Annotated in this window: 14 protein-coding genes; 3 read left to right on the forward strand and 11 right to left on the reverse strand. The window is 64.4% G+C overall.

Going from position 1 to position 12552, the window contains the following annotated elements:
- Positions 1 to 11: 11 nt before the first annotated feature.
- The 4 genes from D3880_RS07465 to minC all read right to left on the reverse strand — a co-directional run bounded on the left by D3880_RS07465 (position 12) and on the right by minC (position 2594).
- The gene (locus D3880_RS07465; protein ID WP_119892848.1) at positions 12 to 647 is read right to left on the reverse strand and encodes an RluA family pseudouridine synthase; all 636 of its coding nucleotides are present in this window, start codon (positions 645 to 647) and stop codon (positions 12 to 14) included.
- Positions 648 to 727: 80 nt separating this feature from the next.
- Positions 728 to 982, reverse strand: a complete 255-nt coding sequence (gene minE, locus D3880_RS07470; RefSeq protein WP_119892849.1) for a cell division topological specificity factor MinE — start codon at positions 980 to 982, stop codon at positions 728 to 730.
- Complete coding sequence (gene minD / locus D3880_RS07475) at positions 982 to 1794, reverse strand: septum site-determining protein MinD (protein WP_119892850.1); 813 nt, start codon at positions 1792 to 1794, stop codon at positions 982 to 984. The genes minE and minD overlap by 1 nt, the downstream gene beginning before the upstream one ends.
- 59 nt (positions 1795 to 1853) lie before the next feature.
- Positions 1854 to 2594 carry a septum site-determining protein MinC gene (gene minC, locus D3880_RS07480; RefSeq protein ID WP_119892851.1) on the reverse strand — a complete coding sequence of 247 codons (741 nt, stop codon included), beginning with the start codon at positions 2592 to 2594 and terminating at the stop codon, positions 1854 to 1856.
- Between the two features lie 126 nt (positions 2595 to 2720).
- On the opposite strand from minC, the gene D3880_RS07485 reads away from it, so the two are divergent.
- Both D3880_RS07485 and D3880_RS07490 read left to right on the forward strand, forming a co-directional pair.
- The gene (locus tag D3880_RS07485; protein ID WP_119892852.1) at positions 2721 to 3653 is read left to right on the forward strand and encodes a lipid A biosynthesis lauroyl acyltransferase; all 933 of its coding nucleotides are present in this window, start codon (positions 2721 to 2723) and stop codon (positions 3651 to 3653) included.
- 38 nt (positions 3654 to 3691) lie between these two features.
- On the forward strand, positions 3692 to 4858 hold the full coding sequence (locus D3880_RS07490) for a patatin-like phospholipase family protein (RefSeq protein WP_119892853.1): 1167 nt from the start codon (positions 3692 to 3694) through the stop codon (positions 4856 to 4858).
- A 12-nt stretch (positions 4859 to 4870) separates the two neighbouring features.
- Here D3880_RS07490 and D3880_RS07495 read toward each other — a convergent pair whose 3' ends face one another.
- From D3880_RS07495 to D3880_RS07505, 3 genes are all read right to left on the reverse strand, one after another.
- The gene (locus tag D3880_RS07495) at positions 4871 to 5719 is read right to left on the reverse strand and encodes a pirin family protein (protein ID WP_119892854.1); all 849 of its coding nucleotides are present in this window, start codon (positions 5717 to 5719) and stop codon (positions 4871 to 4873) included.
- A 160-nt stretch (positions 5720 to 5879) separates the two neighbouring features.
- Positions 5880 to 6629: an MlaA family lipoprotein gene (locus D3880_RS07500; protein ID WP_238474440.1), complete on the reverse strand. Its 750-nt coding sequence runs from the start codon at positions 6627 to 6629 to the stop codon at positions 5880 to 5882.
- A gap of 10 nt (positions 6630 to 6639) precedes the next feature.
- Positions 6640 to 7938, reverse strand: a complete 1299-nt coding sequence (locus D3880_RS07505; protein WP_119892856.1) for an alpha/beta fold hydrolase family protein — start codon at positions 7936 to 7938, stop codon at positions 6640 to 6642.
- Positions 7939 to 8245: 307 nt separating this feature from the next.
- Between D3880_RS07505 and D3880_RS07510 the strand changes: the two genes are divergently transcribed.
- Complete coding sequence (locus D3880_RS07510; protein WP_119892857.1) at positions 8246 to 8617, forward strand: hypothetical protein; 372 nt, start codon at positions 8246 to 8248, stop codon at positions 8615 to 8617.
- Positions 8618 to 8681: 64 nt separating this feature from the next.
- Here D3880_RS07510 and lapD read toward each other — a convergent pair whose 3' ends face one another.
- From lapD to D3880_RS07530, 4 genes are all read right to left on the reverse strand, one after another.
- Positions 8682 to 10631 carry a cyclic di-GMP receptor LapD gene (lapD, locus tag D3880_RS07515; RefSeq protein ID WP_119892858.1) on the reverse strand — a complete coding sequence of 650 codons (1950 nt, stop codon included), beginning with the start codon at positions 10629 to 10631 and terminating at the stop codon, positions 8682 to 8684.
- Positions 10632 to 10639: 8 nt separating this feature from the next.
- Entirely contained in the window at positions 10640 to 11341 is a 702-nt protein-coding gene (gene lapG, locus D3880_RS07520; protein ID WP_119892859.1) for a cysteine protease LapG, read from the reverse strand.
- Between the two features lie 91 nt (positions 11342 to 11432).
- On the reverse strand, positions 11433 to 11819 hold the full coding sequence (locus D3880_RS07525) for a YbaN family protein (RefSeq protein ID WP_119895691.1): 387 nt from the start codon (positions 11817 to 11819) through the stop codon (positions 11433 to 11435).
- A 21-nt stretch (positions 11820 to 11840) separates the two neighbouring features.
- Entirely contained in the window at positions 11841 to 12428 is a 588-nt protein-coding gene (locus D3880_RS07530; protein ID WP_119892860.1) for a UPF0149 family protein, read from the reverse strand.
- Between the last annotated feature and the right edge of the window lie 124 nt (positions 12429 to 12552).

Raw genomic sequence — 12552 nt, forward strand, 5'->3', positions numbered from 1 at the left:
CATCCCGTTGCTCAGAATGGTGCCGGGCAGTCGAAGCGCAGGCGCTCGCCGCTGTGCGGGTGGGTAAAGGCGAGCATGCTGGCGTGCAGGCACAGCCGCTCGTGGGCGGCCAGGGCCTCGGGGTTGGCGTACAGGCGGTCGCCCAACAGCGGGTGGCCGATGGACAGCATGTGCACGCGCAGCTGGTGCGAGCGGCCGGTGATCGGGGTCAATTCGACCCGGCTGTAGTCGCCGCAGCGCTCCAGCACGCGCCAGAAGGTCAGGGCATGGCGGCCATGTTCGTGGCAGACCACGTGGCGCGGCTTGGTCGGCGGGTCGTAACGCAGCGGCAGATCGATGCGTCCGCTGTCCAGTTCCGGCTCGCCCCAGCACAGTGCGGTGTAGGCCTTCTCGGTTTCGCGGTCATGGAACTGGCGCGACAGCTCGCGATGGCTGTCGGCATCCCGGGCCAGCAGGATCAGCCCGGAGGTTTCCCAGTCCAGGCGATGGACGATGCGCGCCTCGGGGTAGCCGTTGTCCTGCAGGCGGGTGATCAGGCAGTCCTTGTTGTCATCCGCTCGGCCGGGCACCGAAAGCAGCAGGGTGGGCTTATTGACCACCAGGATGGCAGCGTCCTGATGCAGGATCTCGACGTTCGATAGAGGCATGGGTATTCCACCAATAAAAACGGCGGCCTAAGCCGCCGCTTCCCTCGCTCCGGCCCTCTCCCGATGGGAGAGGGCAGACCTTAACGGTCCGGCAGGGTGATGTTGAGTTCGAGGATCGAGCAGCTGCCTTGGTTTTCCAGGGCAACCTGCACCTGATCTGAGTCGATGTTGACGTACTTACGGATCACTTCCACCAGTTCCTGCTGGAGGGCGGGCAGGTAGTCCGGCTTGCTGCGTTGACCACGTTCGTGGGCGACGATGATCTGCAGGCGCTCTTTGGCGATCGAGGCGGTGGATTCCTTCTTGCGTTCTCGGAAGAAGTCAAAAATATTCATTAGCGTGCTCCAAACAGGCGTTGAAGCAGGCCTTTTTTCTGCACATCAAGGAAACGGTGCTCGACTTCCTTGCCCAGCAGGCGATCGACGGCATCGCTGTACGCCTGGCCGGCGTCGCTCTGGTCGTCGAGGATCACCGGGACGCCCTGGTTGGAGGCTTTGAGTACCGCCTGGGATTCCGGAATCACGCCGAGCAGGCGGATGGCGAGGATTTCCTCGACGTCCTCGACGCCGAGCATCTCGCCCTTGGTAACGCGTTCGGGGTTGTAACGGGTCAGCAGCAGGTGTTCCTTGATCGGTTCTTCGCCGTTCTCGGCGCGCCGCGATTTGCTCGCCAGCAGGCCGAGCATGCGGTCGGAGTCGCGTACCGAGGAAACTTCCGGGTTGGTCACCACCACGGCTTCGTCGGCGAAGTACATCGCCAGGTGCGCGCCTTTTTCGATACCCGCCGGCGAATCGCAGACCACGTATTCGAAGTTCTCGCGCAGCTCGTTCATGACCTTTTCCACGCCTTCCTTGGTCAGCGCGTCTTTGTCACGGGTCTGGCTGGCGGCGAGGACGTGGAGGTTTTCCAGGCGCTTGTCTTTGATCAGTGCCTGGGTCAGGGTCGCTTCGCCGTTGACCACGTTGACGAAGTCGTACACCACGCGGCGTTCGCAGCCCATGATCAGATCGAGGTTCCGCAGGCCGACGTCGAAGTCGACGATGACTGTCTTGTGCCCGCGCAGAGCTAGGCCGGTGCCGATGGCGGCGCTGGTGGTGGTTTTACCCACGCCACCCTTGCCGGAAGTGACTACGAGGATCTTGGCCAAGGTGATTCACCCCTAATGGAAAAGGTTTTCAGGTCCCTGAAAATGAGCGGCAGTATCCGTTAAAGGCGGGTGATGTTCAACACATCACCCGACAGGCTGACGTGCACTGCGTCGCCCCATAAAGGGTCGCGCCGCAGGTCTTCGGCAACCTTGTATTGGCCGGCAATCGAGAGCATTTCCGCGCCCATTTGCTGGCAGAAGATGCGCGCCTTGGTGTCGCCTTTGACCCCAGCCAGGGCGCGGCCGCGCATCGGTCCGTACACATGGATGTTGCCGTCGGCGAGAAGTTCCGCTCCGGCACTGACCGGCGCGACGACCACCAGATCGCCGCCCTGGGCATATATCTGCATGCCGCCGCGCACCGGCGTGGTGATCACCTTGGTCGGTTTGATCGGCGGCTCGGCCGGCTTTTCCACTTTCTTGCGCGCGGCGAGGTTTTCCACCGGCTCGACCAGTCGCTCGCGCGCGCCGGAGGGCGGCAGCACCGGCAGGTCGAGGGCATTGGCGGCGGCGATGTCGTCCTCGCGGTGGGCGCGGATGGCCAGGGTGCGCAGGCCATGGCGGCGGCAGATGGCCATCAGCTCGCCCAAGTCGAGCGCACCTTCGCCTTCCGGCAGCTTATCCAGCGCCAGGACCAGCGGGATATTGCTGAAGAAGTTCGGCGCCTGGGCCACTTTGGCCGCCAGTTGCGCGTCGAGGCGGGCGAGGTCGTTGTGGGCCAGTTCCAGTACCGTAATGGCCAGCATGCTGCCCTTGAGCTGGAACACGGGGTCTTGGTCGAGAAGGTCGGTTTGGCTCATGTTGGGCTAGAGGGCCTGAATTGACTGAAGCGGGATTAGCCGCGACTTATAGCGAGAACGCCGGTGGGCCGCAAGCCGCGTGCCGCGTGTAGAATGCCCGGTTGTGTCGTTTGTCCGGAAGCTGAGATGGATCGTCCGCGTTTTCGTAGCTATTTCCTGCATCCGCGTTTCTGGCTTATGTGGCTGGGGCTGGGTTTGCTGTGGTTGCTCGTCCAATTGCCTTATCCGCTGCTGCTGCGCCTTGGTCGGGGCCTGGGTGTGTTGATGTACAGCCTGGCGGTGTCGCGCCGGCAGATCGCCGCGCGCAACCTGGAGCTGTGCTTCCCCGAGTTGTCGGTGGCCGAGCGCAAGCGGCTGTTGCAGGAAAACTTCGCCTCCACCGGCATTGCCTTCTTCGAGATGGCCATCAGTTGGTGGTGGCCGAAAAAGCGTCTGCGCCGGCTGGCCCACATCGAGGGGCTGGAACATCTCAAGCAGGCGCAGGCCGAAGGGCAGGGCGTGATCCTCATGGCCGTGCACTTCACCACGCTGGAGATTGGCGCGGCGCTGCTCGGCCAGCAGCACACCATCGACGGCATGTATCGCGAGCACAAGAATCCGCTGTTCGATTACCTGCAGCGCAGCGGTCGCGAGCGGCACAACCTGGACGCCACGGCCGTCGAGCGTGACGATGTGCGCGGCATGCTCAAGCTGCTGCGTGCCGGTCGGGCGATCTGGTATGCGCCGGATCAGGACTATGGCCCGAAGCAGAGCCTGTTCACGCCACTGTTCGGCATTCAGGCGGCGACGGTGACTGCCACCAGCAAGTTCGCCCGCCTGGGCCGGGCGCGGGTGCTGCCCTTTACCCAGCTGCGCCTGGCCGACGATTCGGGCTACCGCCTGGTGGTCCACCCGCCATTGGCGGACTTCCCCGGCGAGAGCGAAGAGACCGATTGCCTGCGCATCAACCAATGGGTGGAAAGCGCCATCCGCGCGTGCCCCGAGCAGTACCTGTGGGCGCACCGGCGCTTCAAGACGCGCCCCGAAGGCGAGCCGAAGCTGTACAGGAAGCGCCAATAGCGACCGTCTACACTCGCAAAAAACTAGGGACAGTACCTATGCCTGATGCCGCCAGTTCCGCGCAGCCCGTGACCGGGCTGATTCTTTCTGGTGGCGGCGCGCGGGCGGCCTATCAAGTCGGGGTGCTGGCGGCGATTGCCGAATTGCTGCCTGATGCCGGGCACAACCCGTTCCCGGTGATCGTCGGCACTTCGGCGGGGGCGGTGAATGCCGTGGGGCTGGCGTGCGGTGCCTTGCACTTCTGCGAGTCGGTCCAGCGCCTGACCGCGGTCTGGCGCGCGTTCCATACCGAGCAGATCTACCGCAGCGATTGGGCCGGGGTGCTGCGTCAGGCCAGCCGCTTCGTCACCCAGCATGTGCTCGGTTTTGCCGGCCATGCGCCGGTGTCCTTGCTCGACAGCTCGCCGCTGGGCGAACTGTTGGCGCGCGAGCTGGATTTCTCTGGGATCGCCGCGGCGGTGCGTCAGCGCCGGCTGCGCGCGGTGGCGGTGACGGCGTTTGGTTACGAGTCGGGGCAGGCGGTGACCTTCTACCAGGGGCGCGCGACTATCGACCCCTGGCTCCGCCATCGCCGCGTCGGTGTGCCGACCCGCCTGCGGCTCGAGCATTTGCTGGCCAGCGCCTCGATCCCGCTGATCTTTCCCCCGGTGAAGGTCAACCGCGAGTATTTCGGCGACGGTGCCATGCGTCAGGCGGCGCCGATCAGTCCAGCGCTGCATCTGGGCGCCAATCGAGTGCTGGTGATCGGTGTCAGCGGCAACCCCTTGGAGGGTGACGCCAATGCCAGGGTGGTGCGCCCGCGCAGCGGCAAGCCGCCGAGTCTGGCGCAGATCGGTGGGCACTTGCTCAACAGCAGCTTCATCGACAGCCTGGAAAGCGATATCGAAATGGTCAAGCGGCTCAACCTGATGAGTCACTTGTTGCCAGTCGATGCTCCAAACGGCCTCGGCCTAAAGCCGGTGGAGGTGCTGGTGATTGCGCCCAGCCAGCCCTTGGATCAGATCGCCGCCCGCCACCGCGCCGAACTGCCGCGGCCGCTACGGCTGTTCCTCGCCGGCCCCGGTGCCACCCAGGCGAGTGGCGCCGGGGTGCTCAGCTATCTGCTGTTCGAACCGGGGTATTGCAACGAGCTGATCGAGCTGGGTTATCGCGATGCTCAGACCAAGCGCGCCGAATTGCAGCGCTTTCTTGGCCTGGACGCATAGTCCCCCTGGTTTTCAGGCCGCCAGCACACCATCGCGATAATCCCGCAGCGCCTGCTCGATCTCCTCGTGACTGTTCATCACGAACGGGCCGTATTGCACGATCGGCTCGCCCAGCGGCTTGCCGGCGATCAGCAGGACCTTGGCGCCGGCCATGCTGCTCAGCTGCAGCTCGCCGTCATCGGCCAGGCGCACCAGTCGACTCTTGCCGACCTTGTGGCCGTTGACTTCCAGTTCGCCCTCGTAGACATACAGCATCAGCCGATGGCCCTGGGGCAGGCGCGGGGCGATGGCGCTGGCGGCCGGCAGGCGCAGGTCGAACAGCTGCGGCTCGGTGTGCTGGCGTTGCACCGCACCGTCCTGCTGGTGCTGGCCGTCGTCGAAACGACCGGCGATCACCACCACTTCGACGCCATCGGCGCGCTGCAGGCGCGGGATCTCCCAAGGGGAGAAATCGCGGTAGCCCGGCGCGCCAAGCTTGTCCTTGGCCGGCAGGTTGAGCCACAGCTGGAAGCCGCGCATCACGCCTTCCTGCTGTTCGGGCATCTCGCTATGGATCACCCCATGGGCGGCGGTCATCCATTGCACGCCGCCGCTCTGCAGCAGGCCGACATTGCCCAGGTGATCCTCGTGGCGCATGCGCCCTTCGAGCATGTAGGTGATGGTCTCGAAGCCGCGGTGCGGATGTGGCGGGAAGCCGGCGATGTAGTCGTCGGGGTTGTCCGAGCCGAATTCGTCGAGCATCAGAAACGGGTCGAAACGCTCGAGGCCGCCCCCGCCAATCACACGGGTCAGGCGCACGCCGGCGCCGTCGGAAGCGGGTTGGCCGGGTTGCACGGCGAGTACGGAACGCAGCTGGGTCATGACGGCACCTCCTGAAGGGAATGTGCTCATGCTAGGGCGATTAATCGAATTTAATAGTGCTGAATTCGCAACATATTCATCGTAAAAATAGATTGATGTGTCGGCTTCAGTCCACAAAAAAGCCGCCCCGGCCGGCGGCGCGGGGTGGCTCTGTAGGAGGTCACTCGGCGATCTGCAGCTTGCGCGCCTCGGTGTAGACGTAGCGGATCTTCTCGTACTCGAACGGCGAGTCGGTCTGGCCGTAGCGGAAGTTGGTGCTGTGGCGCTTGTCCACCGCCCGCAGCAGGCTGATTTCCGGGTGGTCGCTGCTGGTTTCCGGCACGTTGAGGAAGTTGATCTCGTAGTCGGCCACGTAGTCCACCACCAGGCCGCCGGTGTCGCGCAGGTTGGACGGGCCAAGCAGCGGCAGCATCAGGTAGGGGCCGCTGGGAGCGCCATAGAAGCCGAGGGTCTGGCCAAAATCCTCGCTCTGCTTGGGTAGGCCGAATTTGGTTGCCGGATCCCAGAGCCCGACCACACCGATCGTGGTGTTGACCAGCAGGCGCCCGGTGGTTTCCAGCGAGCGCTGGCCCTTGAACTGCAGCAGGCTGTTGAGCAGGTTGGGGATGTCGCCGAGGTTGCTGAAGAAGTTGCTCACGCCGCTGCGGACGAAATGCGGAGTGACGTAGCGGTAGCCACGCACCACCGGCAGGAACACCCATTCGTCGAAGCGGTAGTTGAAGTGGTAGACCCGTCGGTTCCAGCCTTCCCAGGGGTCGTAGACATGCAGCGCGTCGAGGCTCGAGCGCTCGAACTCGCGCTGATCGAGGCCGGGGTTGAACTGCAGGTGTTCGATCGGCCGGGTAAAGCCGTCCTCGTCGGTGCTGTGCTCGGCATGGGCCAGGCTGCTGGCGAGGAGCAGGGCAAGCAGAAAGAAATTCTTAGCCACGGAAGAACTCCAGCATGTCTTGGGCGTTGACGCGGTAGTTGAGGTTGCCGCAGTGGCCGCCGTGCGGGTAGAGGGTCAGTCGCTTGCCCAGGCTGCGGCGCAGGAAGCCGAGGTCGCCGGGGCCGAGGATCACGTCGTCGGCGTTGTGCATCACGGCAATCTTGTCGCTGCTCTTCAGGTAGTCCTCGAGGGCGTACAGACTGACCTGATCGATCATTTGCAACAGGCTGCCGCCATCGGTGCGCGCCCGCCACATCGGCACCAGCTGTTCGCCGATATAGCAGTCGAAGTCGCATTGCAGGGCGCGCGTGAGGAAGGGCGCGAGGCTGGTGCCTTCCTTGATCGGATAGTTCGGCGGGGTGATCAGGCCGCGGCGGTTGATCAGGTCCGAGGTGAAGGCGAGGTCGGCCGAGGAGAAGCGGAACGAGGTGCCGATCAGCATGGCCATCTGCTCGTCCGACAGATGCTGCTTAGACTGCTGGAAGTCATAGAGCATGGCATCGTTGATGTCGATGTAGCCCTTCTGCTGGAAGTAGCGGGTCAGCTTGTTCAGCACCAGTTGATAGAAGGTGGTGGTGTCGTCGATGCCCTTGACCTTGGTTTGCACCAGGCGATCGAGGTTGGTGATCGAGGTGTAGAGGTTGACCGGCGGGTTGAGCAGCAGCACACGCTTGAAGTTGAAGCTGCGCCGGGTCTCGTCGAGCTTGCTGACGAAGGCGGCTTCCAGGGCGCCGAGGCTGTAGCCGGTGAGGTAGAAGTCGGTGATCGGCAGGTCGGGATGCTGGGCGCGCACGGCCTGCATGACTCGATAGAGGTCGTCGGCATCCTCGGCGGAAATTCCCGGCGTGGCGTGCCGGGAGGCGGCGGCCATGAAGTCGTAGCTGGTCGGCGACGACAGTTGCACCACGTGGTAGCCGGCCCCATAGAACAGCTTCTTCAGATATTCGGCGAGGGTGCTGGAGTAGGGGGCGCCGGTGCCGGCGATGACGAATACCAGCGGCGCCGGCTGGTCTTGCTTGGCCAGGCGGTAGCGCAGCTTGGTGACCGGCCAGAAGTTCTCCGGCAGCTCGAACTCGCGCTCCGGGCGCAGCTTGAGGGCGTAGTCGGCCTGATCGATATCGTCGTCGGCGGGCAGCTCGGGGCGCAACTCCGGCGGCGTGGTGGCGATAGTCGCCTCGAACGGGTTAGTCAGCGGATAGCCATAGCTGGCTGCATCCAGTTCGGCGGCCGACAACGGCACACTGAGGACGAGACCTCCGAGAAGGCTGGCGAGACGAGAAAGGCCGGACATGGCTAAGTCCCTTTAGACGATAAAGTGCTGAGTAAATACATTGGTTATGACAACTGCAAGTGCCGGCCGACGCATTGCGGTGGATTTCTGTAGCGGCACTATTGCCCACCACATACAGACTGAGCCGGGATTTTGCCGTTGAGGGGGCGGATCGGTTTTACGCTGTCGGCGCCAATAGCTCCCGCCCCCTACTGTGCGCCGGGGCTTTCGCGCGGGCGTGCGAACCTCGGTGGGGCAAAGGATTTAGGCTTGCATACGGCCAGAGGGGCATTATCCTGAGCGCCGTTTTCACACACCGGAGCCCTCCATGTCCCGCCGCTTGCCCCTGATATTGCTACTGATCGCGCTGTCACTGTGGCTGGCTGCCAGTTATGGGCTGCGTTATGCGCTGATGGAGGATGCTCAGTGGGTCGGCCTGTGCGTCGATGAGGCGCAGCGCTGGGAGTGCCAAATGCGCGCCAACCTGGGGCTGTTGATCCACTTCCGGGTCATCGCCTGGGCGGCCCTGACCGGCGCCCTGGTCGCGTTTTTCCTGCCTGGGCGGGCGGGGCGGACTGTGGCGGTCGTGGCGCTGTTCTTCGCTTTGCCGGCCCTGGTGCTGTACAGCGCCAGTCTGGCGGTATTCGCCCTGGTGATCGCCGCCCTGCGAGTGGTGCGGGCACCCGTCGCGGTGGCCTGAAGCGACGGAATAAGAAAAGGGATGACAGTGTCATCCCTTTTTTATTGGGCGCCGCACCTGCGCGTTAACTGTTCGGCCACGGCAGCGGCGCACCGATCAGGCGGCCCATGGCGCCGTGGATGCCCAGTTCCTTGAGCGCCGCCAGTTCGCCGGGGCTTTCCACCATCTCCGCGATCAGCGGCAGGTCGATGCTGTTGGTGGCGCGGAACATCGCTTCGATGAACAGGCGCTTGTCACTTTCCTGGTCGATGGCGCGAATATAAGTGCCGTCGATTTTCAGATAACTCAGTCCCAGGTGGGTGAGGTTGCCGATCAGGCTGAAGCGGCCGCCGAAGTGTTGCAGGCCGAGACCATAGCCCGCCTCGCGGATGGCCTGACTCAGGCGCTCCAGCTCGGCCGCCGGCGGCAGGTGGCGTTCGTCGGCCTCCAGGGTCAGCAGGCTCGCCTGTTGCGGGTGCGCCTTGAGCAGGGCCAGCAGGCGTTCGCGGCTGGCGGCTTCATGCAGGGTCGCCGCCGACAGGCTGAGGGCGATCGGCTGCGGGTGTTGGGCGAGATGGGCGAGGCTGTGTTCGAGCATCGCCAGGTCGAAGCGCGCGGCCCAGCCGAGGCGTTCGATCCAGGGCAGGAAGCGGCCGGCGGCGATGGCTTCGCCTTGCGGATCGAGCAGGCGCGCGAGGACTTTCTGGTGCAGCAGCTTGCCGTTGCCCGCACATTCCACCACGGGCTGGAAATACAGCTGCAGCTTGCTCTTCTGCAGGGCGTCATCGATCCAACTGCGCCAGTCGTTCAGCCCCTGGCTGGGCAGGGTATTGAAGTCATCCAGGCGCTCCCAGGGTTTGCTTGGGGTGCTTTGGGCTTGGGCCAGGGCCTGGTCGGCGCGACCGATGACCTGGCCGACCGCTTCGCCGGGGCGGAAGGCGGCAATGCCCAGATGCGCCACCGGCGTGCAGTCGCTGGCGCCGGTCTGGCGCAGGTTCTCCAGGGCATCGCTGAGCTGCTTGGCCAGGCGCTCGGCATCCTCGCCGACCAGGCCGGGGGCGAGCAGGGCGAATTCGCCGCCGCGGCTGCGCGAGGCCAGCCAGTCGCTGCGGCTGGGCTGTTCGAGCAACTGCTTGAGCTGCTCGCCGATGGCGCCGATCAGCGCATCGGTGCGCTGCCCGCCCAGGCGCTGGTTGAGACCGCCGAGATCATTGACCCGCAGCAGCAGCAGGTAGCCGGCGGCGTTCTGCTCGCTGGCGATCAGCTGGTTGGCCAGGCTGATGTCGAACAGGCGGCGGTTGGCCAAGCCGGTGAGGCTGTCCTGATAGGCTTCCTCGCGTAGTTTCTCGCTGCGCGCGGCCTCCTCGGCGAACAGGGTCTTGAGCTTCTCGACCATCTGATTCATCGCCTGCACCACGCGTTTGAGCTCCGGTGTGCGAGGCACCTTGGGCAGGCTGAGGAACTCGCGGCGGCTGATGGCCTGGGCCTGCTGGACCATGTCGTCCAGCGGTCGGAGTTGGGTGCGCAGCAGCCAGCCACCGAGGATGGCACTGACCAGCCCGCACAGCAGCAGCCAACCAAGGCTGCCGATGGCGCTGTCCCAGAGTTTGGCCAGGGCGAATTGCGGGTGGCTGAGCACTTCGACCCGCGCCGCCTGTTCCCAGCCGCGCATGATCAGCGCGTCGCCGCCCTGCGGCGCGAGGTTGACCAGTTTGACGAACCAGCGTGGCACCTGGTCCGGCGTAGTGGTGGTGCGCCGCTCGACGACCACTTCATCGCCGGGGATGCGCACCACGCGGATGGTGGCGAAGTAGCCGCTGTCGAAGATCGAGCTGACCATCAGTTCGATCATCGCCGGATCGTCGACATGCGGGGTCAGCGACAGGCCGAGGGCAGTGGCGGCATCCTGGGCGTGGGAGCGCAACTGGCTGCGCAACTGCTCGCGCGAGTTTTCCACTCCGGAAATGAAGCTGCCGGTGAAGGCCACCACCAGAAACAGGCAGATGGCGATGAACAGTTGCTTGAGTAATGACATGAGGCCTCCTAGCCAGCACCGATGGCAAAGCCTTCGGCGCGCATCTTTTGCAGCAAGTCCTGCCAGCGCGAGAGTTTCTTGGTGTCGCTCTTCTTGCCCGCGGTGCCCGGCAAATAGAGGCCCTCGGCATTGAAGGCATATACCGGCAGCAGGTCTTTGCGTTGCGAAGCGGGACGGATTTCGCCGATCAGGTTATCCAGCACCAGCGGTTCGGCACCGGGGCTGGCGTAATAGGTCAGCACCATGTGCGCCTGGTTGTACTGGATCGCCTTGACGTAGGTGATGCGCAGCTTCTCGCTGGGGATGCCGAGGCGGCGCAGGGTGAAGTATTTGGCCAGGGAATAGTCTTCGCAGTCGCCGGCGCCCTTGACCAACGCCTCGAGCGGCGTGGCCCAGTAGTCATTCTGCCGCCAGTTACGGCTGTCGTCGACGAAGCGCAGTTGGCGGTTGAAGAAGCCGTTGACCGCGCGCAGCTTGTCCGCCTCCGGCAGCTCGCTGCTGGCATCGATCAGTTGGCTCCAGGCTTCGATGCGGGGTTTCGCCTGACCCAGGTTGCCATAGCGCTGCTCGGCGTTCTGCAGGATCACGGCGAAGTCCCAGTTGGCCAGGACGCTGGCCGCCACGAACAACAGGCCGAGCAACAGCCCAAACCCCAGACCAGCCGCTGGCGGGCGCTCGTGCCATCCTTGAGGGCGCTGCCGTGGCTGCATGGACTACCTCTGCCGAAGATGCAGTCAGTCTAGGCGGCCCGTCAGGGTTTTGCCGTTGCCAGAAGGGTTATTCGTGGGTGAGGCGAGGGGGTCAACGGTTTGGCAGGGTCTTCTGCTTGAGGATGTACAGGCTGACCAGCACCGCACTGGTGAGCATGAAGGCGCGCGCCCAGGGCAGCGGCACCAGGTAGCAGGAGAGGGCGATGCTCGCCCACATCAGGCCGATGGCGTAGACCTTGCCCTTGAGCGGGATGCCCTGGCCGTTGAGATAGTCGCGGATCCACGGGCCGAGCTTGGGGTGCTCGACCAGCCAGTGGTAGAAGCGTTCGGAACTGCGCGCGAAGCAGGCGGTGGCCAGCAAGAGGAAGGGCGTGGTCGGCAGCACCGGGACGAAGATGCCGATCACCCCCAGCACCACGCTCAACCAGCCGATGGCCAGCAGGGCGTAGCGCAGGGAAACATTACGGCTTAGCTGCATTTCCTGCGCCATAGACCGACCTTAGTGATGACGGGGTTTGAGCAGCGCAGGTTTCTCTTCAGGTGCGTTGCACAGCAGGAACAGGGCGGTGAGCAGTTCCGGGATCTGCGCGATCATCTCGTCCATCAGATGACGATCGCGGGCGATATCGCTGAACTCCGGTTGCTCATCGAACAGCCCGGAGCCGACCATGATCGGCAGCAGCAACTCGCTGACTTCGTCCTCGGCATCCTCGAACCATACCGCTTCGCGCAGGAACACGCCTTCCATGAAACCGATGCACCAGCCGCGGATGTCCGAGTCGTCCGGCTCGTCGCCGAGGTCGAGTTCGCAGGGCAGTTCCAGGTCGTCGTCGGCGCCCAGCAGGCGGGTGATATGCGCCTTCAGCTGGATCAGCGTGGCTTCGGTCTCTACCCGCTCGGCGTCGTCGCGGTAGTGCGGCGGCTCGGCGAACAGGGCGTCGATCCACTCGCGCTCCGGTACCTGCTCCGGGCAGATCGACAGCGCGGTCAGGTAGCCGTGGGCGGCCACGTAGTCCAAGGCTTCCTCATGCAGTTCATCGGCATCGAGAAAGGCTTGCAGGCGGGTCAATTGCTCGGCGAAGGACATCGTGGGGCTACCTTGAAGGGGTTATCAAGGCTGGATTTTAGCCCGGATACAGCGACGAACGCCCGCATCGCGGGAATTTTTTCACCTGTGCGGCCCTGAGTTCGGCCGTTCGCCGCTGCTGGCG

The organism is Pseudomonas cavernae, assembly GCF_003595175.1.
In the GTDB taxonomy this organism is placed as follows: Bacteria; Pseudomonadota; Gammaproteobacteria; order Pseudomonadales; family Pseudomonadaceae; genus Aquipseudomonas; species Aquipseudomonas cavernae.